The organism is Sphingobium quisquiliarum P25 (assembly GCF_000445065.1).
Lineage (GTDB): Bacteria > Pseudomonadota > Alphaproteobacteria > Sphingomonadales > Sphingomonadaceae > Sphingobium > Sphingobium quisquiliarum.
In genome coordinates this window covers 1-25,965 of record NZ_ATHO01000070.1, presented here as the reverse complement: position 1 = coordinate 25,965, position 25,965 = coordinate 1, and the positions used below count along the sequence as shown (strand labels likewise).

27 protein-coding genes are annotated in these 25,965 nt (G+C 65.4%); 11 read left to right on the top strand and 16 right to left on the bottom strand.

Annotated features, from left to right (window positions below; genetic code table 11):
* Window positions 1-136: 136 nt before the first annotated feature.
* Window positions 137-823, bottom strand: coding sequence for a 2,3-diphosphoglycerate-dependent phosphoglycerate mutase (gene gpmA, locus L288_RS29975; RefSeq protein WP_021237881.1), 687 nt, complete (start codon window positions 821-823; stop codon window positions 137-139).
* A gap of 153 nt (window positions 824-976) precedes the next feature.
* On the opposite strand from gpmA, the gene sppA reads away from it, so the two are divergent.
* Window positions 977-2,854, top strand: a complete 1,878-nt coding sequence (sppA, locus tag L288_RS29970) for a signal peptide peptidase SppA (protein WP_021237880.1) — start codon at window positions 977-979, stop codon at window positions 2,852-2,854.
* A gap of 457 nt (window positions 2,855-3,311) precedes the next feature.
* On the opposite strand, the gene L288_RS29965 is transcribed toward sppA, so the two are convergent.
* From L288_RS29965 to L288_RS29950, 4 genes are read right to left on the bottom strand one after another with little or no spacing between them, the layout of a single operon-like run.
* Entirely contained in the window at window positions 3,312-3,929 is a 618-nt protein-coding gene (locus L288_RS29965; RefSeq protein ID WP_021237879.1) for a trimeric intracellular cation channel family protein, read from the bottom strand.
* Between the two features lie 32 nt (window positions 3,930-3,961).
* Window positions 3,962-4,507: a glutathione peroxidase gene (locus tag L288_RS29960; RefSeq protein WP_021237878.1), complete on the bottom strand. Its 546-nt coding sequence runs from the start codon at window positions 4,505-4,507 to the stop codon at window positions 3,962-3,964.
* A 46-nt stretch (window positions 4,508-4,553) separates the two neighbouring features.
* Window positions 4,554-5,306: a VIT1/CCC1 transporter family protein gene (locus L288_RS29955; protein WP_021237877.1), complete on the bottom strand. Its 753-nt coding sequence runs from the start codon at window positions 5,304-5,306 to the stop codon at window positions 4,554-4,556.
* Window positions 5,307-5,321: 15 nt separating this feature from the next.
* Window positions 5,322-7,199, bottom strand: coding sequence for an ABC-F family ATP-binding cassette domain-containing protein (locus L288_RS29950; RefSeq protein WP_021237876.1), 1,878 nt, complete (start codon window positions 7,197-7,199; stop codon window positions 5,322-5,324).
* A gap of 144 nt (window positions 7,200-7,343) precedes the next feature.
* Here L288_RS29950 and L288_RS29945 point away from each other — a divergent pair, with 144 nt between their 5' ends.
* From L288_RS29945 to L288_RS29925, 5 genes are all read left to right on the top strand, one after another.
* Window positions 7,344-8,075, top strand: a complete 732-nt coding sequence (locus L288_RS29945; RefSeq protein ID WP_031304233.1) for an SIMPL domain-containing protein — start codon at window positions 7,344-7,346, stop codon at window positions 8,073-8,075.
* A 76-nt stretch (window positions 8,076-8,151) separates the two neighbouring features.
* A complete protein-coding gene (locus tag L288_RS29940; RefSeq protein WP_030538697.1) occupies window positions 8,152-8,457 on the top strand; it encodes a hypothetical protein in 306 nt (101 codons plus the stop codon).
* A 36-nt stretch (window positions 8,458-8,493) separates the two neighbouring features.
* Window positions 8,494-9,159, top strand: coding sequence for a response regulator transcription factor (locus tag L288_RS29935; RefSeq protein ID WP_021237873.1), 666 nt, complete (start codon window positions 8,494-8,496; stop codon window positions 9,157-9,159).
* Between the two features lie 189 nt (window positions 9,160-9,348).
* A complete protein-coding gene (locus tag L288_RS29930; RefSeq protein ID WP_021237872.1) occupies window positions 9,349-10,653 on the top strand; it encodes a sensor histidine kinase in 1,305 nt (434 codons plus the stop codon).
* A complete protein-coding gene (locus tag L288_RS29925) occupies window positions 10,653-11,021 on the top strand; it encodes a YbaN family protein (RefSeq protein WP_021237871.1) in 369 nt (122 codons plus the stop codon). Before L288_RS29930 ends, L288_RS29925 begins: the two co-directional genes overlap by 1 nt.
* A 46-nt stretch (window positions 11,022-11,067) precedes the next feature.
* Here the strand turns inward: L288_RS29925 and L288_RS29920 are convergent, their stop codons facing one another.
* Window positions 11,068-12,291 (bottom strand): polyhydroxyalkanoate depolymerase, encoded by a 1,224-nt coding sequence (locus L288_RS29920; RefSeq protein ID WP_041208067.1) that lies wholly within the window; start codon window positions 12,289-12,291, stop codon window positions 11,068-11,070.
* Window positions 12,292-12,409: 118 nt separating this feature from the next.
* Between L288_RS29920 and L288_RS29915 the strand changes: the two genes are divergently transcribed.
* Window positions 12,410-13,066: a glutathione S-transferase gene (locus tag L288_RS29915; protein WP_021237869.1), complete on the top strand. Its 657-nt coding sequence runs from the start codon at window positions 12,410-12,412 to the stop codon at window positions 13,064-13,066.
* A 9-nt stretch (window positions 13,067-13,075) separates the two neighbouring features.
* Here L288_RS29915 and L288_RS29910 read toward each other — a convergent pair whose 3' ends face one another.
* The 3 genes from L288_RS29910 to acnA all read right to left on the bottom strand — a co-directional run bounded on the left by L288_RS29910 (window position 13,076) and on the right by acnA (window position 16,966).
* The gene (locus tag L288_RS29910) at window positions 13,076-13,777 is read right to left on the bottom strand and encodes a glutamine amidotransferase (RefSeq protein WP_021237868.1); all 702 of its coding nucleotides are present in this window, start codon (window positions 13,775-13,777) and stop codon (window positions 13,076-13,078) included.
* Between the two features lie 71 nt (window positions 13,778-13,848).
* The gene (locus tag L288_RS29905) at window positions 13,849-14,106 is read right to left on the bottom strand and encodes a CBU_0592 family membrane protein (protein WP_021237867.1); all 258 of its coding nucleotides are present in this window, start codon (window positions 14,104-14,106) and stop codon (window positions 13,849-13,851) included.
* Window positions 14,107-14,293: 187 nt separating this feature from the next.
* A complete protein-coding gene (acnA, locus tag L288_RS29900) occupies window positions 14,294-16,966 on the bottom strand; it encodes an aconitate hydratase AcnA (RefSeq protein ID WP_021237865.1) in 2,673 nt (890 codons plus the stop codon).
* Between the two features lie 519 nt (window positions 16,967-17,485).
* Between acnA and L288_RS43840 the strand changes: the two genes are divergently transcribed.
* A complete protein-coding gene (locus L288_RS43840) occupies window positions 17,486-17,632 on the top strand; it encodes a hypothetical protein (protein ID WP_021237864.1) in 147 nt (48 codons plus the stop codon).
* Window positions 17,633-17,657: 25 nt separating this feature from the next.
* Here the strand turns inward: L288_RS43840 and L288_RS29895 are convergent, their stop codons facing one another.
* From L288_RS29895 to L288_RS29875, 5 genes are all read right to left on the bottom strand, one after another.
* Window positions 17,658-17,861: a DUF5818 domain-containing protein gene (locus L288_RS29895; protein WP_021237863.1), complete on the bottom strand. Its 204-nt coding sequence runs from the start codon at window positions 17,859-17,861 to the stop codon at window positions 17,658-17,660.
* Window positions 17,862-17,866: 5 nt separating this feature from the next.
* The gene (locus L288_RS29890) at window positions 17,867-18,052 is read right to left on the bottom strand and encodes a DUF1328 domain-containing protein (RefSeq protein ID WP_021237862.1); all 186 of its coding nucleotides are present in this window, start codon (window positions 18,050-18,052) and stop codon (window positions 17,867-17,869) included.
* A gap of 96 nt (window positions 18,053-18,148) precedes the next feature.
* Window positions 18,149-19,111: a copper resistance protein B gene (locus L288_RS29885; RefSeq protein ID WP_021237861.1), complete on the bottom strand. Its 963-nt coding sequence runs from the start codon at window positions 19,109-19,111 to the stop codon at window positions 18,149-18,151.
* The gene (locus tag L288_RS29880) at window positions 19,108-20,826 is read right to left on the bottom strand and encodes a copper resistance system multicopper oxidase (protein WP_021237860.1); all 1,719 of its coding nucleotides are present in this window, start codon (window positions 20,824-20,826) and stop codon (window positions 19,108-19,110) included. Before L288_RS29880 ends, L288_RS29885 begins: the two co-directional genes overlap by 4 nt.
* A gap of 12 nt (window positions 20,827-20,838) precedes the next feature.
* Window positions 20,839-21,837, bottom strand: coding sequence for a 2-hydroxyacid dehydrogenase (locus L288_RS29875; protein ID WP_021237859.1), 999 nt, complete (start codon window positions 21,835-21,837; stop codon window positions 20,839-20,841).
* Window positions 21,838-21,964: 127 nt separating this feature from the next.
* Here L288_RS29875 and L288_RS0121455 point away from each other — a divergent pair, with 127 nt between their 5' ends.
* Window positions 21,965-22,432, top strand: coding sequence for an SH3 domain-containing protein (locus L288_RS0121455; RefSeq protein ID WP_031304228.1), 468 nt, complete (start codon window positions 21,965-21,967; stop codon window positions 22,430-22,432).
* A gap of 137 nt (window positions 22,433-22,569) precedes the next feature.
* Here L288_RS0121455 and L288_RS29870 read toward each other — a convergent pair whose 3' ends face one another.
* Window positions 22,570-24,156, bottom strand: coding sequence for a peptide MFS transporter (locus L288_RS29870; protein WP_021237857.1), 1,587 nt, complete (start codon window positions 24,154-24,156; stop codon window positions 22,570-22,572).
* Window positions 24,157-24,275: 119 nt separating this feature from the next.
* Between L288_RS29870 and L288_RS29865 the strand changes: the two genes are divergently transcribed.
* Together L288_RS29865 and L288_RS29860 are read left to right on the top strand one after the other, a co-directional pair.
* Window positions 24,276-24,854 carry a nitroreductase family protein gene (locus tag L288_RS29865; protein ID WP_021237856.1) on the top strand — a complete coding sequence of 193 codons (579 nt, stop codon included), beginning with the start codon at window positions 24,276-24,278 and terminating at the stop codon, window positions 24,852-24,854.
* 72 nt (window positions 24,855-24,926) lie between these two features.
* A complete protein-coding gene (locus tag L288_RS29860) occupies window positions 24,927-25,271 on the top strand; it encodes a GntR family transcriptional regulator (RefSeq protein WP_021237855.1) in 345 nt (114 codons plus the stop codon).
* 31 nt (window positions 25,272-25,302) lie between these two features.
* On the opposite strand, the gene L288_RS29855 is transcribed toward L288_RS29860, so the two are convergent.
* On the bottom strand, window positions 25,303-25,965 hold a 663-nt coding region (locus L288_RS29855), incomplete at its 5' end, for a tetratricopeptide repeat protein (protein WP_021237854.1).

The window sequence follows — 25,965 nt, the reverse complement described above, 5'->3', positions numbered from 1 at the left end:
GCGGCGCGGGTGCCGGGGGGCAATGCGGGATGTGGTTAAATCATGCCCTGCGTTCGTTTCGAGCCTGCCGGAAAACGGGATGTGAGGCTCTTTGTTTCCCCGCCACGCCCGAAACGAACGGAGGTTGCAGGCGCGATTAGCGTTCCGACAAGTAATAGCGGTCCTTTGCCGTCAGGTCGTCGGCCAGGTCGTAGACGATCGGCTGGCCGGTCGGGATTTCCAGTTCGGTGATCTCGTCATCGGGAATGTTCGACAGATGCTTGACCAGCGCGCGCAGCGAATTGCCGTGGGCGGAGATGAGCACGCGCTTGCCCGCCTTCAACTCCGGCGCGATGCGGCTTTCCCAATAGGGCAGCACGCGCGCGATCGTGTCCTTGAGGGATTCGGTCGCGGGGATGGCGATGCCCGCATAGCGGCGGTCCTTCGACAGGTCGAACTCGCTGCCAGCCTCCAGCGGCGGGGGCGGCACGTCGAAGCTGCGGCGCCAGATCTTTACCTGCGCGTCGCCGTGCCTGGCCGCCGTTTCCGCCTTGTTGAGGCCGGTCAGCCCGCCATAATGACGTTCGTTGAGCCGCCAGTCCTTTTCAACGGGCAGCCACAGACGGCCCATTTCCTCCAGCGCCAGGTTCAGCGTCTTGATCGCGCGGGTCTGGAGCGAGGTGAAGCACTGGTCGAAGTCCAGACCCTTTTCCGCCATCAACCGCCCGGCGGCGCGCGCTTCCTCCGCCCCCTTTTCCGTCACGTCCACGTCCCACCAGCCGGTGAAGCGGTTTTCCAGGTTCCAGGCCGACTGGCCATGACGGATGAGGACGAGAGTGGGCATGGGGCGCGTCTCCTGCACTAGAGCGACAATTTGCGCCCTCCCATAGCGGGTGAAATCATGGGCGCAAGCTTGCGAAGGCCACCCCTGCCCCCACATTGCAGTCGGCCCGCCGATACGATAGCGCAGATGGCCGAGAGACAGGGAGACGGCGAGTTGGCATTCGTGAAAGCGGCGTGGCGCATATTGGTCGCGATCAAGGACGGGCTGGTCCTCCTGTTCCTGCTCATGTTCTTCGGCCTGCTCTATGCCGCCCTGTCCTGGTCGCCCAAGCCCGCGCGCGCGGTCAGCAGCGGCGCGTTGCTGTTGAAGCTGGACGGCACGATCGTGGAGCAGCCCGCTGAGGCCGATCCGTTTTCCCTGCTGTCGGGATCAGGATCGCAGATGCGCGAATATCGCCTGTCCGACATCGTGGCGGCGCTCGATGCGGCGAAGGACGATGCCAAGGTGAAGGCCGTGGTGCTGAACCTGAACGGCTTCATGGGCGGCGGCCAGGTGGCGCTGGCGCGGGTGGGCAAGGCGCTGGACGCGGTCCGGGCGGCGAAGAAGCCGGTGTTCGCCTATGCCACCATCTATAGCGACGACAGCTACCAACTGGCGGCCCATGCCAGCGAAAGCTGGGTCGATCCGCTGGGCGGCGTCGCAATCATGGGCCGGGGCGGATCGGGCCTCTATTACAAGGGGCTGATCGACAAGCTGGGCGTCAACACGCATGTCTATCGCGTCGGCACCTACAAGAGCTTTGTCGAGCCGTTCATCCGCTCCGGCCAGTCGCCCGAAGCGCGGCAGGCGAACCAGGCGCTGGCCGATGCGCTGTGGCAGCAATGGCAGGAGGATGTAACGAAGGCCCGGCCCCGTGCCAGGCTGGCCACCTACGCCAGCAACCCGGTGGACGCGGCGACGGCGGCGGGCGGGAACCTTGCCAAGGCAGCGCTGGCGGCAGGCCTGATCGACCGGCTGGGCGATGAAGCGGCCTTCGGCAAGCGGGTCGCGCAAGTGGCGGGCGAACCGTCCGACGAACGCGCGGGCGACTTCGCGGCCATTGACCTCAGAAGCTATGCGAAGGCGCATCAGCCCGCCAATAATGGCCAGATCGGCCTGTTGACCGTCGCCGGGGACATTGTGGACGGCGAAGGCGGTCCGGGAAGCGCGGCGGGCGATACGATTTCGGCCCTGCTCTACAAGGCGCTGGCCGAAAAGGATCTGAAGGCCCTGGTTGTGCGCGTCGATTCGCCGGGCGGATCGGTGATGGCATCCGAAAAAATCCGCAGCGCCATCATGGAAGCCAGGCAGCAGGGCCTGCCCGTCGTCGTTTCCATGGGCAATGTGGCGGCGAGCGGCGGCTATTGGATATCGACGCCCGCCAACATGATCTTTGCCGAGCCGGACACGATCACCGGATCGATCGGCGTGTTCGGCATCCTGCCCAGCTTTGAAGGCACGCTGGCGAAGATGGGCATCACCACGGACGGCGTGCGCACGACGCCGCTGTCGGGGCAACCCGATCTGGCGGGCGGAACGACGCCGGAATTCGACCGCATCATGCAGATGGGGGTCGAGGATATCTACCGCCGCTTCGTCGGGCTGGTGGCCGAGGCGCGGAACAAGTCGCCGCAGCAGATCGACGCGATCGCGCAAGGCCGGGTATGGGATGGCGGCACGGCGCGCCAGATTGGGCTGGTCGACCGCTTCGGCGGGCTGGACGAGGCGATTGCCGAGGCGGCGAGGCTGGCGAAAATCGATCCCAAGGCGGCGCGCACCTACCGCATCGAAAAGGAGCCGGACAGGTTCGTCGAGTTCCTGCAATCCATGACCGAGCGGGACGAGGATGCCGACGCGCCGCGCGACATGCTGAGCCGTCAGGCGATGATCCAGCGCCGCTGGGCGATGCAGGCGATCGCCGATGTGCGCGCGCTGGTCAGCGGGGCTGGCGTGCGGGCCGACTGTCTGGAATGCCGGAGCTTTGGCGCGCCGCGTGGCATGGCGGATGAGCGGGGATTGATGGGGCTGCTGACGGCCTTGTGGCGGGGATGAGGGTTGGGGAGACGCTTTCCGGCGTGTCCGTTCGCGTTTGTCTGTGGGTCCGGCCATCTTGGAGAGAAGGGGTGGGCTTCGCCACGCTCAGCCCGGACGGTTCCTGTTAGGGTTGAGCTTTTTTGAGTTAGCCCAGCCCTTGTTCCTGCGTAGGCACTCGAACGGCTTTAAACCCTGACCACTGGGGCTCGAAACCTCCCAGCCGTTCGGGCTGAGCCTGTCGAAGCCCTTGTCTGAGCGGAGACGAAGACGCCTCACTGCGTTCGGCGGGCCCTTCGACAGGCTCAGGGCGAACGGGGTAGGTTTGGACCGTTGGCGCCGAGTAGGTGCTGAACTGCGAAGCGCCGTGTCGAAGCGGCTACCAACTGCTGATCCTTCGATACGCCATTTCGGCAAGCTCAATGGCTACTCAGGATGAACGGATGCTGGTGATCTGTGACGCGCTTTGGGGCGAGCCCTACCCCTTGTACCCCGGCAATCCCAGGCCCCGCCGGATCGCGATCGCTCGCAGCAGGAAGCCGGTGAAGGCGGCGATCAGCCCCGCCACCGGCACATCCAGCCCGCCCCAGCGCAGCAGCACGAACAGGCCGGACGCAACCGCCGCCGCCGTCACATAAAGTTCGGGCCGCAGCAGGATGGACGGCTCATGCGCCAGAAGGTCGCGGATGATGCCGCCGACGCAGCCGGTCACGACGCCCATCATCGCGGCGACGAGGGGCGGGATGCCGTAGTTCAGCGCCTTGGCCGCGCCGAACACGGCGAAGGCGGCGAGGCCGACGGCATCGAGCCAGTCCAGCGCATGGTCGCTCCACAAGCGGCGGGGCGTGAACCAGACCAGCAGCGCAGCGGCCATGCAGGTGACGGCGGGTATCGCATCATGCACCCAGAAGACGGGCGCTCCGATCAGCAGGTCGCGCACGGTCCCGCCGCCTACCCCGGTGATCAGCGCGAAGAAGGCGAAGGTCACCAACGTCAGCCGCAGGCGCGCCGCCGCCAGCGCGCCCGACGCCGCGAACACGAAGATGCCGACGATGCCCAGCGCTTCGAGCACCGGTCCGATCTGGGGCGGCATCATGGGCGGCGGCGCGGACGGCGTGCGGCGATCGGTTACTTGGCCAGTTCAGCCTCGATCGCCGAAACCAGCGCCGGATCGTCCGGGGTGGTGCCGGGCGCGAAGCGGGCCGCGACGGTGCCATCCTTCGCGATCAGGAATTTTTCGAAATTCCACAGAACTTCCGGTTCTTCCGTCGGGGTCATGCCATAGCCTTTCAGCTTTTCGCGGAAGGCGTCGCTTTCCCCCTGCGCCTTGGGCTGCTGGCTGGTGAGGGCGGCATAGAGCGGGTGCTTTTCCGGGCCGGTCACCGTGATCTTTTCGAACATCGGGAAATCGACGCCGAAATTGGTGGTGCAGAAGGATTCGATTTCCTCATTGCTGCCCGGCTCCTGCCCCGCAAAATCATTGGCGGGGAAACCGGCGACGACCAGCCCCTTGTCCTTGTAGTTGCTGTAGAGCTTTTCCAGCCCTTCATATTGCGGGGTCAGGCCGCATTTGGAGGCGACGTTCACCGCCAGCACGACCTTGCCCGCATAGTCGTTGAGGCTGGCGTCGGCGCCCTTGATCGTTTTCAGGGGAATTTGCTGAATCTCGGTCATGATCGTCTCCTTGAGGGATTCTCTTGAATGGCGGCGGAGAGTGCCATCATATCGCCGCGCCGAAAAGCCTGCCCGCCGCCGCAGTCACGCCCATGGCGAGCGCGCCCCAGAACAGGACGCGGGCGACGGAGCGCAGCCGCCGCCCTCCCCCCAGCCGCGCCCCGGCATAACCGAGCACGGCAAGGCAGAGGAGCGAGGTCGCGATGACGGCCCCCACGGCAAGCCCCTGCGGGCTGACGGCGGACGCGATGACGGGCGCGATCGCGCCTGCGGCAAAGGTGGCGGCGGAGGTGAGCGCGGCCTGCACCGGGCGGGCGGTGCTGACCTCCGAAATGCCAAGCTCGTCCCGTGCATGCGCGCCGAGCGCATCGGTTTCCATCAACTGGCGCGCGACCTGCCCCGCCAGATCGGGGGTCAGGCCGCGTTCGACATAGATGTCGCGCAGTTCGCGCCATTCCTCATCGGGTTGATGAAGCAGCGCCTTCTTTTCCTTGGCAAGGTCGGCGCGTTCCGTGTCCGCCTGCGCGCTGACGGACACATATTCGCCCGCCGCCATGGACATCGCCCCCGCGAGCAGGGCGGCGATGCCGGTGAGCAATATGGTTTCCCGGCTTGCCCCTGATGCGGCAACGCCGGTCAGCAGGCTGGCGGTCGAGACGATGCCGTCATTCGCGCCCAGGATCGCGGCGCGCAGCCAGCCGACGCGGTTGACATAATGGACCGCATGATGCGGCTGTCCGGCCTCTGCTTCCGCCTGCGGCTGCGGCAGAATGGCTGTTGCTGCGTGGCTTTCGACCATGGACGTTCCCCTTTTTCAGCCGCTCATCCCCTCGGCCTTTTCGGCGAGTTCGAGCCAGCGTTCCTCCGCCTTGTCCTTCTCGCCGCGCGCCTGCTCGATCGCCTGGGTCAGGCTGGCGAAGCGCTTGGGGTCGCGGGCGTAGAGATTGGGGTCGGCCAGAGCCTGCTCGTCACGGGCGATCGCGGCCTCCAGCTCCTCGATCCGGGCGGGCAGCAGGTCCAGATCGCGCTGGTCCTTGTAGCTGAGCTTGGCGGAAGCGGGCCTGGGCGGCGGGGACGCGGCGGCGGCTTTCTTTTCCACCCTGGGGGCGTTGCGCGGCTGGCGCTTGGCGGCCCAGTCGGCATAGCCGCCGACGATCACGTCGACATGGCCCGACCCGTCCAGCCCCAGGGTGACGGTGACGGTGCGGTCCAGAAAGTCGCGGTCGTGGCTGACGATCAGCACGGTGCCGTCATAGTCGGCAATGACTTCCTGGAGCAGGTCGAGCGTTTCGAGGTCGAGGTCGTTGGTCGGCTCGTCCAGCACCAGCAGGTTGGATTCGCGCGCGAATTCGCGGGCAAAGAGCAGGCGCGAGCGTTCGCCGCCCGACAGGGTGCCGACCCGCGCCTCGGCAAGCGAGGGGTCGAACAGGAATTCCTTCAGATAGCCGTGGACATGCTTGCGCGATCCCCGCACGTCGATCCAGTCGCCGCCCTCCGCCAGCACGTCGCGGACGCGCTTGCCGGGCTGCATCAGGCTGCGCTGCTGGTCGATGAAGATCATGTCGAGCGATTTGGCCTGGCGGACGGCGCCGCTGTCGGGCTCCATCTGGCCGGTGAGGAGCTTGAGCAGCGTGGTCTTGCCAGCGCCATTGCCGCCGACGATGCCGATGCGGTCGCCGCGCTGGATGCGGAGGGAAAAGTCCTTGATGACCGTGCGGCCCGGCCCCTGCCCTCCGTCCGCTTGGAGCGAAGCCGGGAAGCCTTGCGCATCCCGTGTCTCGACTTCGCTCGACGCGAGCGGGGTTTTTGGCGGCGGCGGAAAGGATTTGGTGACATGCTCGGCGGTGATGACGCTTTTCGTCTTGCTGTCGTCGGCGGCGACGGCGATCTTGGCGACGCCCTGCGGCCCCACCATCGCGGCGCGCTGGGCGCGCATCTCGTGCAGCTTGGCGAGGCGGCCCTGGTTGCGCTTGCGCCGGGCGGTGACGCCGCGTTGCAGCCAGTGCGCCTCGATCTTGAGCTTGGCGTCCAGCTTTTCGGCGGCGCGCGCCTCCTCCGCATAGACGGCTTCCATCCATTCCTCGAAACCGCCGAAGCCGATTTCATTGCGGCGGATCGATCCGCGGTCCAGCCACAGCGTCTGCCGCGTCAGGCGGGTCAGGAAGGCGCGGTCGTGGCTGATGACGATGAACGCGCCGGAATAGCGGGCGAGCCAGCCTTCCAGCCAGTCGATCGCGTCGATGTCGAGATGGTTGGTCGGCTCGTCCAGCAACAGCAGATCAGGCTCGCTGGCGAGCGCGCGGGCGATGGCGGCGCGGCGGCGCTCGCCGCCCGAGGCCGTAGCGGCTTCGCGGTTGAGGTCGGTGCCAAGCTGGCTGGCGATCGCCTCCACCTCATGCGCGGGGGGCGCATAGTCGCCCGCCAGCGCGAAGTCGCGCAGGGTCGCAAAGCCGCTGACGTCCGGGTCCTGCTCCAGCATGATGACGCGCGCGCCGGGGCGGACGGAGCGCGTGCCCTCATCCGCTTCGATCTGGCCGGCGATCAGCTTTAGCAGCGTCGTCTTGCCAGCGCCGTTCCGGCCGATCAGCGCCAGCCGGTCGCGGTCGCCCACGAAGATGTCGAGATGCCGGAAAAGCCAGTGCGTGCCCTGGCTGACGCCAAGATTTTCGAAGGAGAGAATGGGAGCCGCCATGGCCGTGCAGCTAGGCGCTTGCGCGCGCCGGGGCAAGGGCCGCCAAGGAACCATAAGCTGTCTGGCGGCTTTCAGCGCATGTCAGCGTCCATTCATCGCACCCGTTACAATAGGGTCGCACCATCCTTTCAAGGAGATATGCTCATGAAGTCCGCCCTTGCCCTGATGACCCTTGCCGCATCGTCGCTGGCCCCGGCCGCGCTGGCGCAGACGAGCGTCACGGTCGCGGAAAAGGCGCCGATCGTAACGCTGAACGTCACCGAGACGGTGGAGGCGGTGCCTGATGAGGCGGTGGTAGGCACCGGCGTCCAGACCCGCGCGCCGACAGCCGTGCAGGCGATGCGCGACAATGCGGCGCAGATGGACAAGCTGATCGCGACGCTCGCCAAGGCGGGCATCGCCAAGAAGGACATCCAGACCAGCGGCATCAACCTCAACCCGCAATATGATTACAGCAACCGGGCCGGGCAGCCGACGACCCCGCGCTTCATCGGCTATGAGGCGTCCAACCAGTTGAGCGTCAAGCTGCACGATGTGAAGAAGGTGGGCAGCCTGCTGGACGCCATGGTGGCGGCCGGGGCGACCAATGTGAGCGGCCCTTCTTTCTCCATCAGCGACCCTACGCCCATGCTGACGCAGGCGCGCGGCGCGGCGCTCCAGTCGGCGAAGGCGCAGGCGGACTATTATGCGCAGGCAGCGGGCTATCGCTCCGCCCGGCTGGTGTCGATCAGCGAGAGCAACAGCGGCGGCCGCCCGCCCATGCCGATGATGGCGCGGAGCTTCAAGGAAGACGCCGCCGCCGTGGCGACGCAGGCCGAACCGGGCCAGGTCGGATCGTCGGTGACGCTGACCGTGCAATATGCGCTGGAGCGCTAAGCCAGCGTCGCAGCGGTGTTGAGCGGCATATTCACCACCTGTTCAATGGCTCCCCGCTATGGCATGCCTCATGAAGATGACGCGACACAGGCTGATTGCGGGCCTTGGGGCCATTGCAGCGATGCTGGCGCTGAACCCGGCCGTACAGGCCGGTCAGCGCGAGGAGCAGGACGCCGCGCGGCGCGCGATGCTGGACGGGCAGACCATGCCCTTTTCCCTCATCAAGCGCCGCGTCGACGCCGCGATGGGCGGCGCGACCTATCTGGGCGCGGAATTCAATCCTTCGTCGAACCGCTACCGCCTGAAATATGTGAAGGACGGCAAGGTGGTTTGGGTTGATGCGGACGGGCGCACAGGCGATATAACCGGCTGGGCGCGATAACGCGCCGCAGCCAAGAACAGGAAGAAACGGGGCCATATGCGTCTGCTGATCGTCGAAGATGAACCCAATCTGGGGCAACAGCTTCGCAATACCCTTGAAGGGGCCGGTTATGCGGTCGACCTGGCGAACGATGGCGAGGACGGGCATTTTCTGGGTTCCACCGAAAATTATGACGCCGTGGTGCTGGACCTGGGCCTGCCGACGATGGATGGCCTGACGGTGCTGGACCGATGGCGCAAGGATGGCCGCGGCTTTCCGGTGCTGGTGCTGACGGCGCGCGATAGCTGGTCGGATAAGGTGGCAGGGCTGGATGCGGGCGCGGACGACTATCTGGCCAAGCCGTTCCAGAGCGAGGAACTGATCGCCCGGCTGCGCGCGCTGATCCGCCGTGCGTCGGGCAATGCGTCGAGCGAGCTGACCGCCGGTGACGTGCGGCTGGACACGCGCAGCGGCAAGGTGACGCTGAAAGGCGAGCCGGTGAAGCTGACCGCGCAGGAATATAAGCTGCTGTCCTACCTGCTGCACCACAAGGGCAAGGTGGTGAGCCGCACCGAATTGATCGAGCATATCTACGATCAGGATTTCGACCGTGATTCCAACACGATCGAAGTGTTCGTGACGCGCATCCGCAAGAAGCTGGGCGCGGATGTCATCACCACGATCCGGGGCCTTGGCTACAGCCTGGACGAGCCGGGGCGGTAAGTTGCTTTCTCCGTTCGTGCTGAGTAGGGGCTGAGCGAAGCCGAAGACCCGTATCGAAGCATTCCGCACGAACCCTTCGATACGCCACTTCGGCTTCGCTCAGTGGCTACTCAGGGCGAACGGCCGTTGGTCAATTCTAGCATAGCAGATCAGCCCCCCGTCCGTTCGACCGGATCGCTGAGCCGCCGCATGATCGGCATAGCGGCGCTGTGGATCAGCCTGCTGCTGCTGGGCGGCGGGCTGGCGCTGGACCGGGTGCTGTCGGACGCCGTCACCCGCAATTTCGACGATGGCCTGAACTATGTGCTGACGGCGATGATCGCTTCGGCGGAAATCGGGCCGGACGGCGAAGTGCTGTTCAACCGCCCGCTGGCGGACCAGCGGTTCCTGGAGCCCAATAGCGGCCTTTACTACCAGATCAGCGCGAAGGGACATGAGGATTGGCGGTCCCGATCGCTGTGGGACCGGGCGTTGAAGGCCCCGGTGGAGCATCATGACCGCAATTTCCACGTCTATGACAGCAAGCAGTTTCCGGGCGAGGACCTGCGCATCATGGAGCGGACGATCATCCTGCCGGGATCGGACACGCGCTGGATGTTCATGGTCGCGGCCGCGCGCGCGGGGCTGGACGACCAGATCAGGACATTGCGGTCCACCCTGTTCGAAAGCTTCGCCCTGCTGGCGCTGGGCCTGATCGTCCTCACCACGCTCCAGACGCTCTACGGCCTGCGCCCGCTGCGCCGGGTGCGGCACGAGATCGTTCGAATGCGCGCGGGGGAGAAGAACCGCGTCACCGAACCCATGCCCAGCGAGGTCCTGCCCATGGTGGAGGAACTCAACGCCCTGCTCGCCCATAACGAAACGCAGGCGGAAGAGGCGCGCACCCATGCGGGCAACCTGGCCCACGCATTGAAGACGCCGCTGACCGTGATCATGAACGCGGCGACGGCGCAGGCGCCCGACCTTGGCGAAACCGTGATCCGGGAAGCGACGACGATGCGCCGTCAGGTGGACCACCACCTAGCCCGTGCGCGCGCCGTGGGCAGGCGCGGCGCGGCGCAAAGCCGGGCGGAGGTGTGGCCGAGCCTGCAAGCCGTGGAGCGCGCGGTGCAGCGGCTTTATCCTGACGTGCGCATCGACATGGATGGGGACAAGGCCGCAGAGGTGCGGGTCGAGCGGCAGGATCTGGACGAAATGCTGGGCAATCTGCTGGAAAATGCCGCCAAATATGGGGGCGGCAGCGTGTTCGCCACCGTGTTGCGCAACGGGCCGATGATAGAGATTCTGGTCGAGGATGACGGCGCGGGGATCCCAGAGGCGGACCGGACGCGCATCTTCGACCGGGGCGTGCGGCTCGATTCGGGCAAGCCGGGAACTGGCCTCGGCCTCGCCATCGTCCGCGACGTCGCCGAAATCTATGGCGGATCGGTGGCGATGGAGGAAAGCGAGGATCTGGGCGGGCTGCTGGTGCGGCTGCGGCTGCCAGCGGGCTGATGCGCCGGACGCTCTACCTTGCCGCAGGATTTGCGGCGCTGGGGCTGGGCGCGGTGGGCGTGGTGCTGCCGCTGCTTCCCACCGTGCCGTTCATGATATTGGCCGCCTTCTGCTTCGCACGGTCAAGCCCTGCGCTGGAGGCGCGGCTGCTCAACCACCGGCATTTCGGCGTCCATATCCGGCGCTGGCGCGAACGTGGCGCGATCAGCAGGCGGGGCAAGCATGCGGCGCTTACGGCCTTTGCCATCAGTGCGGCGATCGGCCTGATCTTCTCGCCCTTCCCATGGTCGCTGATCCCGCTGGCGGCGGCGCTGATCGGCGGAAGCTGGATATGGACGCGGCCGGAGGCGGATGGGGAGGAGCGTTAGGCGTTCCTCCCCCAAGCCGGATCGCGCTCCCCCAATGGCGTACGGCTCAGTTCATCGCCAGGATCATGTTGCGCACCTGCGGGAAGACTTCCTTTTCCCACTTGCGGCCTGAAAAGACGCCATAATGGCCAGCGCCGATCTGAAGATGATGGCGTTTCAGATGGGGCCGCAGGCCGGTGCACAGCGCATGGGCGGCGGCGGTCTGGCCCACGGCGCAGACATCGTCCTTTTCGCCTTCCACCGTCAGCAGCGCCGTGGTGCGAATCGCGCCGGGGTTGACCGGACGGTCCCGGTGTTTGAGTTCTCCCTTCGCCAACAAGGCGCGCTGGAACACGCGATCGACGGTTTCCAGGTAGAATTCGGCCGTCATGTCCAGCACGGCGAAATATTCCTGGTAGAAGGTCTTGATCTTCTCGGCCTCCGCCTCCTTGCCATCGGCCAGGAGTTGATAAAGCTCCCGATGCTGCGCGCCGTGCCGTTCCAGGTTCATCGACATGAAGGCGGACAGTTGCAGGAAGCCGGGATAGACCCGCCGCCCCGCCCCGGCATAGCGCATCGGCACGGTGGTGATCAGGTGCCGGTCGAACCATTCGATCGGCTTTTCATTGGAAAGCTCATTGACCACCGTCGGCGCGGCACGCGGATCGATGGGGCCGCCCATCAGCGTCATCGATCGCGGAGTGGCCGCGTCGCCATCTTCCGCCATCAGCGCGACGGCGGCGAAGGCCGGAACGCAGGGCTGGCACACCGAGAAAAGATGCGCGCCCGGCCCCATTTCCTGCAAGAAGGTGATCACATAGTCGATATAGTCGTCAAAGCCGAAGGGTCCGGCCGACAGCGGCACGTCGCGCGCATTCTTCCAGTCGGTGATATAGACATCATGGTCGGGCAGCATGGTCCTGACCGTCGCGCGCAGCAGCGTCGCGAAATGGCCGGACATGGGCGCGACCAGCAGGACGCGGGGCTGCTCCGTATCCACATCATCCTTGGCGAAGTGCAGCAGGTTGCCGAAGGGCAGGTCCAGCAGCACCTCTTCCCGCACCGCAACAACCGCATTGCCGCTGCGCACCTGATCTATGCCATAGGCGGGACGTTTGTGCGTGAGCCGCGCGCCCTGAAATATATCCATCAGCGCGAACATGCGGCGCGGCATCGGCCAGTCCCCCACCGCACCCATGCCATCGCGCATGGTCAAGGCGAGTCGCGCGCCGAAACGCGCGGGTGCGAGCATATCTTCCAATGCCTGATAGCCAGTGTACAACATCATCATATAACGATTGCGACCCCCCGCAATGTTCCCCATCATTGAACCGTTGTACAATGCTTATGTTATTTTTCTATATTGCAGTGCATCATCTTCACGGAAAATCGCATGTGGGAGGATTGCCATGCCGGTCGCTGAACTGACGATTTCCAGCAAGACCTACTCATCCTGGTCGCTGCGCGGGTGGCTTTTGTGCCGTCTTGCCGGATTGGAGGTGCGGGAAAAGATGGTGGAGCAGGAAAATCCCGAAAATCGCGCGGAATTGCTGCTGCTGACGCCATCCGTGCTGGTGCCGCGCCTGACCCATGAACGCGCGAGCGTGTGGGACACGCTGGCGATCGCGGAATATCTGCATGAGCTTTATCCCGAGGCGGGCATGTACCCGAAGGACCGGATCGCGCGGGCGCATTGCCGTTCGGTGTCGGGGGAGATTCATTCGGGCTTCGCGAATCTGCGGTCCGCGCTGCCGATGAACCTTAAAGTGCGGCATGAGCGATTCCCGATCTTTTCCGGCGCGAAGCCTGATATAGAGCGAGTCGAGGCGATCTGGACCGAATGCCTGGAAACCTATGGCGGGCCGTGGCTGTTCGGGGAAAAGCCGACCGTCGCCGACGCCATGTTCGCGCCGGTGGCGCAGCGTTTCCTGACCTATGCCGTGCCGCTTTCGGCCAATTCGGCGGCCTATAGCGAGACGATCAACAGCTGGGGCCTGATGCGCGAATGGATCGACGATGCGCGCAGGGAAGCGGACGAGGTGGCGGAACTGGACGTCGAATTCTGACGTGCCGGATCAGGCGCGCAGCTGATCCAGCCATTCGGCGATCATCGTCCGGCCTGCCGACACCGCGCCCGGCCCATGTTCGTCATGATCGCGGCGCAGGGAGATGCGGCATTGCTTCGCCACGTCCAGGTCAGACCAGAAGTGGGTGAGCCAGTCCTCGAATCGCGGGTCCTCGCCCATTTCGGCGTGAAATTGCAGCGCCAGCAGATTGCGCCCGCGCCGGAAGGCCTGATGATCATAGGAGTCGGTCGACGCCAGCAGATCGACGCCGCGCGGCAGGTCGAACGTGTCGCTGTGCCAGTGAAGCACCGGAACGCCCTCCAGATGGCGCAGCGGCGAATCGGCGCCCGCCGGGTTCAACGTCACGGGCGCGAAGCCCAGCTCCATCCGGCCGCCGGGAAAAACGCGCGCGCCCAGCGCCGCGGCGATCATCTGACTGCCCAGGCACACGCCCAGCGTCGGCAGGTCCTGCTCCAGCCGGGCGGCGAGCTTGCTGATCTGCAAGGGAATCCAGGGATGGGCATCATGTTCATAGACGCCCATCGGCCCGCCCATCATTATCAGCAGGTCTGGCGTGCAGAGATCGATGTCATCGAAATCGGGACTCGCCACATCGATCCGCTCGATCTCGTAGCCTGCGGCTTCGATCGGCTGGAGAAACCCCGCCGCTCCCTCGCGCGGCACATGACGGACGATCAGTGCTTTCTTCATTGCTGAGCGGACGGATAATCCATCCGCGCCGCGCCCGCCAGCCAGCCTTTCTTGCGAAGGCGATACTCCTCCTATCGGCCCTGGGCGGCCTTGCCTCGCCGGATGCGCCAGAGGGCCGCGAAGCCGATGCAGCTCCAGATGATGTTGAGCACCATCGACGGGATGGCCCCATGCCACCAGGTGTTGAGCACGAAGAGAGCGGCGCCAAGCGCGTTCATCCACTGGAAGGCAGCGGAATCACCCAGCAACCGGCCAGTCGAGACGAGGACATAAGCGCCAAGGACGAGAAGCGCGCCCAGCCAGCCAAGGACTTCGATGAAGATCGTCATGCCGGCGCCCGCTCCCTTCCGATCCGTCATCCTGAACCTGTTGCAGGAGGCGTTTAACCGGATCGGCGAAGTCTGAGGCACAATGGATGCTGAAACAAGTTCAGCATGACGAAGGGGGCGGGAACGTTACGCGAAAGGGCTCCCCCCTTGCGGAGGAAGCCCTTTCTTTCAGCGACAACCCGGCCGGTCAGGCGGCGAGCTTGCGCAGCACGTACTGGAGGATGCCGCCGTTCATGAAATAGTCCAGTTCATTGACGGTATCGATGCGGCATAGCGCGGTGAAGGTGAAGGTCGAGCCATCGGCGCGCTTCACGATCACGTCCACGTCCTGGCGCGGCTTCAACCCGGCGACATTCTGGATGGTGAAGCTTTCATCGCCAGTGAGGCCGAGCGTATCCTTGTTTTCGCCATTCTTGAACTGGAGCGGAAGCACGCCCATGCCGACCAGGTTCGAACGGTGGATACGCTCGAAGCTTTCGACGATCACCGCGCGGACGCCGAGCAGGCTCGTGCCCTTCGCCGCCCAGTCGCGCGAGGAGCCGGTGCCATATTCCTTGCCGCCGATGACGACCAGCGGCGTGCCGTCCGCCTTGTGTTTCATCGCCGCGTCGTAGATCGGCATCACTTCGCCTTCATAACGGGTCATGCCGCCTTCGACGCCGTCCAGCATCAGATTCTTGATGCGGATGTTGGCGAAGGTGCCGCGCATCATCACTTCATGATGGCCGCGGCGCGCGCCGTAGCTGTTGTAATCGGCCTGCGCGACCTGATGTTCGGACAGCCACTTGCCCGCGGGCGAGGTCGCCTTGATCGAACCGGCGGGCGAAATGTGGTCGGTGGTGATCGAGTCGCCGAAGATCGCCAGCGGCTTGGCCTCAATGATGTCGGTGACCGGCTTCGGGGTCATGGTCAGACCCTCGAAATAAGGCGGGTTGGCGACATAGGTGGAACCGGCGCGCCAGCTATAGGTGTCCGAACCGGCGACATCGATCGCCTGCCAGCGCGCATCGCCGGTGAAGACGGTGGCGTAGCGGCTTTCGAACATATCGCGGGTCAGCGCGCCGTCCATGACGGAACGGACTTCGTCGTTGGAAGGCCAGATATCCTTGAGGTACACGTCCTGCCCGTCGCTGCCCTGCCCGATCGGGGTGGTGACGAAATCTTCCGTCACGGTGCCCTTCAACGCATAGGCGACGACCAGCGGCGGCGAGGCGAGGAAGTTGGCGCGCACGTCAGGCGACACACGGCCTTCAAAGTTGCGGTTACCCGACAGGACTGAGGCAGCGACGATGTCGTTGCTGTTGATCGCCTTCGAAATCGGCTCCGCCAGCGGACCGGAGTTGCCGATGCAGGTGGTGCAGCCATAGCCGACGAGGTTGAAGCCGACCTGATCGAGATAGGACTGGAGGCCCGCCTTGTTCAGATAGTCGGTGACGACCTGCGACCCCGGAGCAAGCGAGGTCTTGACCCACGGCTTGGGCTTCAGTCCCTTTTCGACCGCCTTCTTGGCGACGAGGCCAGCGGCGACCAGAACGCCGGGGTTCGACGTGTTGGTGCAGCTCGTGATCGCGGCGATGACAACGTCGCCGTCGCCAATGTCATGATCCTTGCCCTCGACGGCGCAGCGGGCGGGCGCACCCTTCTTGTAGACCTTTTCCAGATCGGCGTTGAACACGTCATCGACTTCGCTGAGGACGACCTTGTCCTGCGGGCGCTTGGGACCGGCGAGCGAGGGTTCGACAGTGCCCATGTCGAGTTCAAGCACATCGGTGAAGACCGGCTCGGCCGACGGATCGAGCCAGAAGCCCTGCTCCTTCGCATAGGCTTCGACCAGCGCGATATTCTCTTCGCTGCGGCCGGTGAGGCGCATATAGTCCAGCGTCTTGTCATCGATGCCGAAGAAGCCGCAGGTCGCGCCATATTCCGGCGCCATGTTGGCGAGCGTCGCGCGGTCGGCCAGCGACAGCGAGGCAAGGCCGGGGCCGAAATATTCAACGAAGCGGCCGACCACGCCCTTGGCGCGCAGCATCTGGGTGCAGGTGAGCACCAGGTCGGTGGCGGTGATGCCTTCCTTGAGCGCGCCGGTCAGCTTGAAGCCGACGACTTCGGGGATGAGCATGGAGACGGGCTGGCCCAGCATCGCGGCCTCGGCCTCGATACCGCCGACGCCCCAGCCAAGCACGCCCAGGCCGTTGATCATGGTGGTGTGGCTGTCGGTGCCGACGCAGGTGTCGGGATAGGCGACGGTCGCGCCGCTGTCATCCTGAGACGACCAGACGGCCTGTGCGATATTTTCAAGGTTCACCTGATGGCAGATGCCGGTGCCGGGGGGCACGACCTTGAAATTGTTGAGCGACTTGGAGCCCCATTTCAGGAAGTCGTAGCGTTCCATGTTCCGCTGATATTCCAGCTCGACATTGTCCTCGAACGCGGTCGGGGTGCCGAATTCGTCAACCATGACCGAGTGGTCGATGACGAGGTGGACCGGCACCTGCGGATTGATCTTGGCAGCGTCAGCGCCCAGCGCGTTCATCGCGTCGCGCATGGCGGCAAGGTCGACGACGCAGGGAACGCCGGTGAAATCCTGCATCAGCACGCGCGCGGGGCGATACTGGATTTCCCGTTCCGACTTGCCCTTGTCCTTCTGCCAATCGACGATCGCCTGGATGTCAGTGGTGGTGACGGTCACGCCATCTTCGAAACGGAGCAGGTTTTCCAGCAGCACCTTCATGGAGAAGGGCAGGCGCGAAACGTCGCCCAGCTTCGCCGCCGCCTTCTTCAGGGAGTAATAGGCAATGTCCTTGCCGCCGACCTTCATCGTGTCGCGCGTGCCGAGAGTGTCCTGTCCAATGGCGGTCATGAGTCGTGCGTCTCCTCGCAGTGCCCGGCCAAGGGGCTAGGAGGATAACGACATTCCACCAGTAACCCGCTGGCGAGCATCGAGATACAGGCCGGCAAGGTGGCGGGATGCGCCCCAACCGATGGCCGAAGCGGGTAATGTCCCTTGATGGGCGCCGCCATAGCGCCTGCACCCGCCAAGTCAATGGAGGCGCGAAATGGGACAGCCGGAGAATCTTTCTTATCGACGCACCATTCGCGCAGGGGATACATTGATGATCAGCCGCGTTCTGATTCATGGAGCGGCTTCATAAAGGCAAAGCATGGTCGCGCGCTCTGGCTTTTAGTCGTTGCATCACGGCGGCATGAAGAAAACACCGTCATCGATGCCCGAAGATAAATGTCTGAGGAGGAAGAGACGATGCGCCCTGTTTCCGACTTCGCCGCCGGCAAGTCTTTCGACCCGTCAACAAGGGGTTACATTATCCATTACCATCCAGGGGAAGCAAATCATTGCCCCAGTTGCGGCCGTAGCCAATGGATGGTCGGCCGCTTGATGGCGGAATGCGCCTATTGCGAGACGGCGTTGCCGCTGGAAAATAATCGCGGAGTCGGCGCCTGCGCCCGCTTCGTCCAGACGCACAGCAGCGTTTCGCCTTTCGATCAGGCAGGGCCGATCACTGCCTGAAAAGCCGTAGCTGCCGCCCGGAAGTTCAGGCGGCGGCGACGCCTTCCACCTCGACAATGCCGTTGCCGGCATAATAGCCCTGCACGCGCACCCGCTTTTCGACATGGTCGACAGGCACGCGCAACAGCACCAGGCGGAACGTGCCGCCCAGATCACGCTGGAGCAGGAAACCGGCCCCGTCCCTGACGAGCCTGCCCGTCTCATCTACTCCAGCGCCGATATCTGTCATAAGTCCTAGTCTATAGCGTTCTTGATACCCTTGCCAGCCAGCAGGCCGAGCACGAGGAACAGAACGAACAGCGCGATCGCGATGAAGAAGAGAATCTTCGCGATGCCAACGAACGTGCCAGCCGCGCCGCCAAAACCCAATATGGCGAGCACGGCCGCGATCACGAGCGAGATAATAGCCAGGCGGATCATCGGACCATCCTTTGTTGCAAGATACAAGGATGGAACGAGCGATGGGCACGGCAGTTCCGTTTGCCCCCTACCGGCCTGGCCATCCGGCGGTGCGCGTCAGAACCAGAAGCGCAGGCCCGCGACGAAGCTTGTCACCGACGCGTCTTCCCCCGCCGCGCGCGCCAGCCGGGCCGTGCCGCCAAGCTTGCGTTCCCAATTGACGCCCACATAGGGCGCGAATTCGCGCGCCAGTTCATAGCGCAGCCTGAGGCCGAGTTCGATATCCGACAGGCCGGAACCGATGCCGAGTTCCGGCACGTCCTGCGCGGCGATGTTCGCCTCTGCGGCGGGTTGCAGGATCAGGCGCTGGGTGATGCGCTGGTCATAGCTGCCCTCCAGCCGCAGATGCGCGTCGCCCATGTCCGACAGGAACGCCTGGGCGCTGACTTCGAAGAAATAAGGCGCGAGGCCATCGATGCCGATCACGGCGTAGCTGCGCTGCGGGCGCGGGCGGATGTCGTGGCGGACGCCTGCCTCCAGGTTGAACCAGGGACCGATCGCGCGGCTGAACAGCGCCTGGATTTCCGCGCTTTCCAGCGGGCCGCCCAGATCGCCCTCCCCTTCCGTCTTGACCGCGAGGCGGTTGATGTCGCCGCCGATCCAGCCTTCGCCTTCCCAATGATAGCCGTCAGCGCCGCGCACCGTGCGATATTCGAGGCGGTCGAGCATCCAGCGCGAGAAGGTCATGCCGCCATTTTCGCGCCGCATAAGATCGCGTGCGCGGGCCATCGCGGCGGGATCGTAGAAGGCGTCAGCGGCGTGATCCGCGGGAGGGGGCGGCGCCGTACCCTGTGGAATGGCGGCGCCAGGCATGGGCCGGGCGTGAGCGGCGTGCGGATCGGGGGCGGGCGTGGCTGCCGCGTCATGCTGCTGGTGGGTGGAGTGATCCTCGCCCGCCGCTTCATGGCCTGCATGGGGATCGGCTGGCGGCATTGCGCCATGATCCATATGCTGATGGTCCTGCGCCATGGCGGGCAGCGGCGCGAGCGCCAGCATCGCGGCGGCGGCGAGCGTCTTCATGCGCCCTCCCCTTCATGCCGCACGGTGACGACGCGCATCATGCCCGAATGCATGTGCAGCAGCATGTGGCAGTGGAAGGCCCAGTCGCCCAGCGCATCGGCGGTAAGGTCGAAGCTGACCTTGCCGCCGGGCAGCACGTTCACCGTATGCTTGCGCGGATTATGCGCCCCTGCCCCGGTCACCAGTTCGAAGAAATGGCCGTGCAGATGGATCGGGTGCGGCATCATCGTGTCGTTGATGAGGTTCACGCGCACCCGCTCCATATGGCGGAAGGCGATCGGCGCTGTTCCATCCGACAGCTTCACCCCGTCGAAGGACCACATATAGCGTTCCATATTGGCGGTGAGGTGGATGTCCAGCGTCCGGCTGGGCTGGCGCTGGTCCTTGTTAGGCGTGAGCGCCTTGAGGTCCGCATAGGTCAGCACCCGATGGCTTTCATGCTCAAGGCCGGTGGGGCGGGCGGCGGTGCGATCGGCGGGCATCGGCGACAGGGTGGCGACGCCCGGCCCCATGGCGACCTGCGGCGCGACGGAGGGATCGCGCATCTTCATGGCGTGGCCTGCCATATCCCCATGGTCCATGCCGGTCATGTCCATGCCCATGTCCTTCATGCCCAGCAGCGGACGGGCGCGAAGGGGCGGCTCTTGCGCGGCCATGCCGATGCGCGGCGCCAGCGTGGCGCGGACCTGACCGGAACGATCGATCGCTTCGGCGATCAGGGCATAGGCCTGTGCTTCGGGAGGCTGCACCACGACGTCATAGGTTTCCGCGATGCCGATCTGGAATTCGTCGGTTTCGACCGGCTGCACATCCTGCCCGTCGCACTGCACGACCGTCATGGGCAGGCCGGGCAAGCGGACGTTGAAGTTCGTCATCGCCGACGCGTTGATGATGCGCAGCCGCACCCGTTCGCCCGGCGTGAAGAGGCCGGTCCAGTTCTCCGCCGTGCCATGGCCGTTGACGAGGAAGCTGTAGGTCGATCCGGTGACGTCCGAAATGTCGGTGGGGTCCATCCGCATCGCGCCCCATTGCAGGCGTTCCCGGATGCCCTGGTCCCTGCCCGCGAGCAGCCCGGCCAGAGTCTGCCGCTGCATGTTGAAATAGCCGCCATTCTGCTTGAGCCGCCGCAGCAGCATGTGCGGATGAATGGGGCTCCAGTCCGACAGCACGATCACATGCTCGCGCGTGGCCTGCACCGGGTCCGGCGCGGCGGGATCGATGACGATCGGGCCATAATGGCCGATCGCTTCCTGCATGCCGGAATGGCTGTGATACCAATAGGTGCCCGACTGGCGGACCGGGAAATCATAGGTGAAGGTTTCGCCGGGGCGGATGCCGGGGAAGCTGACGCCCGGAACGCCATCCATCTGGAACGGCACGATCAGGCCATGCCAGTGGATCGACGTGTCCTCCTTCAGCCGGTTGGTGACGGCGATGCGGACATTCTGCCCTTCCTTCAGGCGGATGAGCGGCGCTGGCAGCGTGCCGTTGACCGTCACCGCATGCGCGGAGCGGCCGCCGGTCGAGAAATGGCTTTCCCCAACAGTCAGCGCGATGGCTTCTCCGCTCAACACCCCGGCAGAGGGGGCGAGGCCGGGCGTTCCGCTGCGCGCCCAGGCGGGGAACGCGCCACCCGCTCCGGCGAGACCGGCCAGACCGGCCGCGCCCATGAGAAGGCCGCGGCGGGTAATGTCGTGATCGAGGGGCTCAGTCATTGCGGACGGGCCTTACACCCATCCTTCCAGAACCTGGTTGGGCGGACGGTGGCCATCGGCCCAGCTGCGGATATTGGCGATCACCCGCGCGCCGGTGGCGTCGCGCCCTTCGAAGGTCGCAGAGCCCATATGCGGCAGCAGCACCACGTTGGACAAGGCGAGCAGCCGGGCATCAACGGCCGGTTCATGGGCATAGACGTCCAGCCCCGCGCCAGCGATCCGCCCTTCGGCGAGCGCGGCGATCAGCGCCGGTTCGTCCGTGATCTCCGCGCGGGAGGTGTTGATGAGATAGGCGTCCGGCCGCATCAGCGCGATGCGCCGCGCGTCGATCATGCCCCGGCTGTCGCTGTTGAGCGGGCAGTTGATCGATACGATGTCGCTGTCGGCCAGCAGGGAGTCGGCATCGGCATGCCATGTGGCGGCGAGTTCCTGTTCCACCTCGAAAGGCAGGCGATGGCGGTTGTGATAGGCGATGGTCAGGCCGAAAGCGGCAGCGCGGCGGGCGACGGCGCGGCCGATGCGCCCCATGCCGATGATGCCCAGCCGCTTGCCGCCGATGCGATGCCCCAGCATGCCGGACGGGCTCCATCCGGTCCAGCGGCCCGACCGCACCAGCTTTTCCCCCTCCGCTAGACGCCGGGGCACGGACAGGATGAGCGCCATGGTCATGTCCGCCGTGTCTTCGGTCAGCACGCCGGGCGTGTTGGTGACGATCACGCCCCTGCGCCGCGCCGCTGCCAGATCGATATGGTCGACCCCGCTGCCGAAGCTGGCGATCAGTTGCAGCCGGTCCGGCGCGCCTTCGATCAGGGCGGCGTCGATCTGGTCCGTGACGGAGGGCACCAGCACGTCGCATTGCGCCATGGCGCGGGTCAGCGCGGTGCGGTCCATCGGCGTGTCGCCCACGTTGAAGACCGCATCGAACAATTCGGCCATGCGCGCCTCGACATTGGGAGGCAAACGGCGCGTGACGATGACGCGCGGCTTGGCGGGGCGCGGTTTATGGGCCATGCAAGGCCGCTATTCCCCGTTCGGGCGCTGGTCAAGCGCTTATGCCCCATCGGCAAGTCCGCAGTTGCCCGCGATGGCGGGCAGCGGCTATGGTCATGCCCAGGACGGTGAAGGGAACAGGTCAGGCATGAAGGGGTATCTGCTCGGCGCGGGAGCCATTGGGGCGCTGTGCATTGCGGGAGCATCGGGGGCATCCCCGGCCAAGCCGGTTCCTTACTGGGCCTCCATCAGCCAGGACGAGGCGCGGATGCGCGTCGGGCCCAGCCTGGATTATCCGTCCAACTGGGTCTACCGCCGCCGCGACTTGCCGGTGAAGGTCGTGCAGGTGCTGGGCCTGTGGCGCAAGGTCGAGGACCCGGACGGCACGCAGGGGTGGATGCATGTGCGGCTGTTGAGCGATACCGCGACGGCGATCGTCACTGCCCCCACGGCGCCAATGCGCGCGTCCGCCGACGAGGGCGCGAAGACCGTCTATCGCGCCGAAAAAGGCGTGGTGGGCCGGCTGGCTTCGTGCAGCAACGGATGGTGCCAATTCGACGTAAAAGGTCAAAAGGGCTTTGTGCGGGCCACGGATGTCTGGGGCGCGACGCAATAGAGCGCCGGATCACGATCGCGGCTGACCCCCTGATCCAGGCTGGGTCCGTCCAGGCCTGCGTGGAAAGGGCAAGAGCAAGAGCCTTCGGTTAGCCGGGCCAGCGGCATGCCAGTCCATGCCCGTCCCAACCCTTAGGATCATCCAAGCCGGTCTGGTTTACCGGCCATGTCGTCCCGCACAGCATAGCCGTCAGCGGGAGCATTCCCGAACACATCAACATCGTCCAGCCGGTCTAGGTGCATCAGCCGCTTCACCCATGGCGCGATGGCCATCACCGCCACGCCGATGCCGATCGACCACCAGCCGATCCGGCCATAGACCGCCAGCACCCCTTCGCGCGACGCCGCGCCTTCTTCCCCGCCGGTCGCCGCCGCGATCATGCCCGCCGCATATTCGCCCAGCGCCATGGCGAGGAACCATATGCCCATCATCAGCCCGATCACGCGCGAGGGCGCGAGCTTCGACATGGCGGAAAGGCCGACCGGCGACAGGCACAGCTCGCCCAGCGTGTGGCAGAGATAGAGGAGGAAGATGAACAGCAGCGGCGTCAGCGTGCCCGGCGCGCCGCTGCCCGCGACGAGGACGAGGAAGCCCGCGCCGACGAGCGCCAGCGCCAGCCCGAACTTGGCCGGGGTCGACGGTTCCCACCCGCGTTTGGCGAGCCAGATCCACAGCCCGGCGATGACCGGTCCGAACAGCAGGATATAGGCGGCGTTGACCGACTGGAACATGGAAGCGGGCACGTTGAAGCCCAGGATCGTGCGGTCGGTATAGCGATCAGTGAACAAAGCGAGCGAGGAGCCGGTCTGTTCGTACAGGCCCCAGAAAATCGGATTGACGACCAGCAGGAACAGGGCCGCCAGCATCCGGTCGCGCCCCACCCGCTCCATCCGGCCGAACGCTTCCCAGAGGATATAGAGCACGACCAGCGCGCTCGACACCGCCAGCATCCATCCGACGATCGCATGCTGCTGGATCAGGAACCAGCAGAGCAGGATCGAAAGCAGGCTGGACAGATAGACAAGCCATTCCCGGCTGATCAGCCCGCCCACCCGCTGCGCAAGGCGCGCCGGATCGGGCGGCTCTCCCCCGCCCTGCAACAGCGGCTTGCACCAGACGAAGCCGATCACGCCCGCGATCATCCCCACCGACGCCGCGCCAAAGCCCCAGTGCCAGCCCCAGCGCTGCCCCAGATAGCCGCAGATCAGCGGCCCGATGGTCGCGCCGACATTGATGCCCATGTAGAAGATCGTATAGGCCGGGTCCCTGCGCATGTCGGCGCGCGGGTAAAGCTGCCCCACCAGCGCCGACGCGCTGGATTTGAGGAAGCCGGTTCCGGTGATGACGGTGGCAAGGCCCAGCCAGAACAGCCCCAGGCCCATGCCGCTGGACGCCACGCCGCCTTCCAGTCCAAGGATGATGTGCCCGATGGCAATGACGACGCCGCCGAACAGCACGGCCTTGCGCTGGCCCAGATAGCGGTCGGCGAGGTAGCCGCCCATCAGCGGGGAAATGTAGATCAGCGACATATAGGCGCCATAGGCATAGGCGGCGTCGCGATCGGAAAAGAGGAAATGCTGCGTCAGGTAGAAGATCAGCAGGGCGCGCATGCCGTAGAAGGAAAAGCGTTCCCACATTTCCACGAAGAACAGGAGGAACAGCCCGCGCGGATGGCCGAGCCAGGTCTTTCCCGTTCCGGCCGCGATCGATGTTGAGGTCGCCATCCACTTCCCTGCATATTGTCCCCGATGGGGCGATGCAGAAGCGTAGAGCGGAAATCATACAAGTGTCAAAGAGCGGGGCGCACTTGCGCTGACTGTGATGCCGCGCCATTTGGGACCGCATGTTCAACGATCTCAGCACGCCCCTCTCGCTCCTTCGCACGCGCCGGTCGGGCAAGCCGCGCGATCTGGCCGCGCCCGGACCTGATGACGGCCAGTTGCGCCAGATGCTGGAAATCGCGCTGCGCACGCCCGATCATGGCAAGCTGGCCCCATGGCGTTTCGTCATCGTGCCGCAGGACAGGCGCGATGCGCTCGCGGCGCTGCTGGAACAGGCTTACCGGGCGGAAAAGCCGGATGCCGGGCGGCTGGAACTGGAGGCGATGCACCAGTTCGCGCATCAGGCGCCTGCGCTTGTCGTGGCGCTGTCCGCGCCTGTGGCGGGCAGCAAGATACCTTTGTGGGAACAGGAATTGTCGTCCGGCGCAGCGATCATGAACCTGCTTCACGCCGCCCATGCGCTGGGGTTCGCGGCAGGATGGCTGACCGGCTGGCCCGCCTATAATGAGGATGTGCGCGCCGCCTTCGCGGGAGATGGGGAGCGCATCGCCGGGTTCGTCTTCATCGGCACGCCCAGCCGTCCGCAGGAAGAACGGCCCCGGCCACTATATGACGAAAAAGTGTCTTTCTGGGACAGATAGTTGCGTACCAACGGCAGGCAGTGGCCGGCCTTTCCTTGACCTGAATGGCTGTATTATGGCACTGATGCAGTGATGGTCGAAGATTCCAAGCCCGTCTATCTGCGCCTGAGGGACATCATCGCAGCCTCCATCCTGGACGGCACTTATGGCGATGGCGACATGCTGCCTTCGGTCCGGGCGCTGGCCGCGCAGCAGGGGGCGAACCCGCTGACCGTGGCGAAGGCCTATCAATGTTTTCAGGATGACGGGCTGGTCGTGGTGAAGCGCGGCGTAGGCATGTTCGTGGCGGAAGGCGCGAGCCGCCGCCTGCGCGAAGCGGAACGGCGGCGGTTTCTGGACACCGTCTGGCCCCCGGTCGCCGATCAGATCAGGCGGCTGGGCATATCGGCCGAAGATCTGGATTTGCAGCGCGTCTGATCCTGAACATGATGGAGCCTGAACGCAGGCTCTAGCGCGCCGCCAGTTTCGCGCCTTTCGCGGCATAGGCCTGCGCCAGATGAGCGCGCAGGACGGGGTGCGCGGGGGCGAGCGCCACGGCCTTTTCCAGCAGGTCGATCGCGGGCTGGCGCTCTCCGTTCGCCAGCAGGACCCAGCCATAGGCGTCCGCCGTCACCGGGCTGCCGGGTAGCAGGCGATAGGCATGGGCGGCATAGCTGCGGGCGGCGGGCAAGTCGCCGGTCTCCAGCGCCGCGCGGGCGAGATCGGTCATCAGCAGCGCGTCATTGCTGCCGATGCGCGCCTGCACCCCGCGCAGCAGGCGGAGCGCCCCGCGCCAGTCGCTGCGCTGCATCGCCTGCGCCGCCGACAGCCGCATGGCCTCCACATCATTGGGGTTCTGCGCCAGGAAGGCACTGACGATCCGGGCGGACTGGCCGGGATCACCGAGCTTGCGCCACGCCGCCGCCAGCCGCAGCGCGGCTTCGCGCGAATTGCCGATCTTCGCGCCCGCTTCATAGGCGCGCACCGCCTCCCGCGTCCGCCCTGCGGCATCCAGCGCGTCCCCCAGCACCAGCCACGCCGCCGGAGCGCCGGGATTGGCGCGGCTCAGCAATCGGGCGCGCTCCACCGCCAGACCAGCCTTGCCGCTGTTCAGCAGGGCGCGGATATAGGG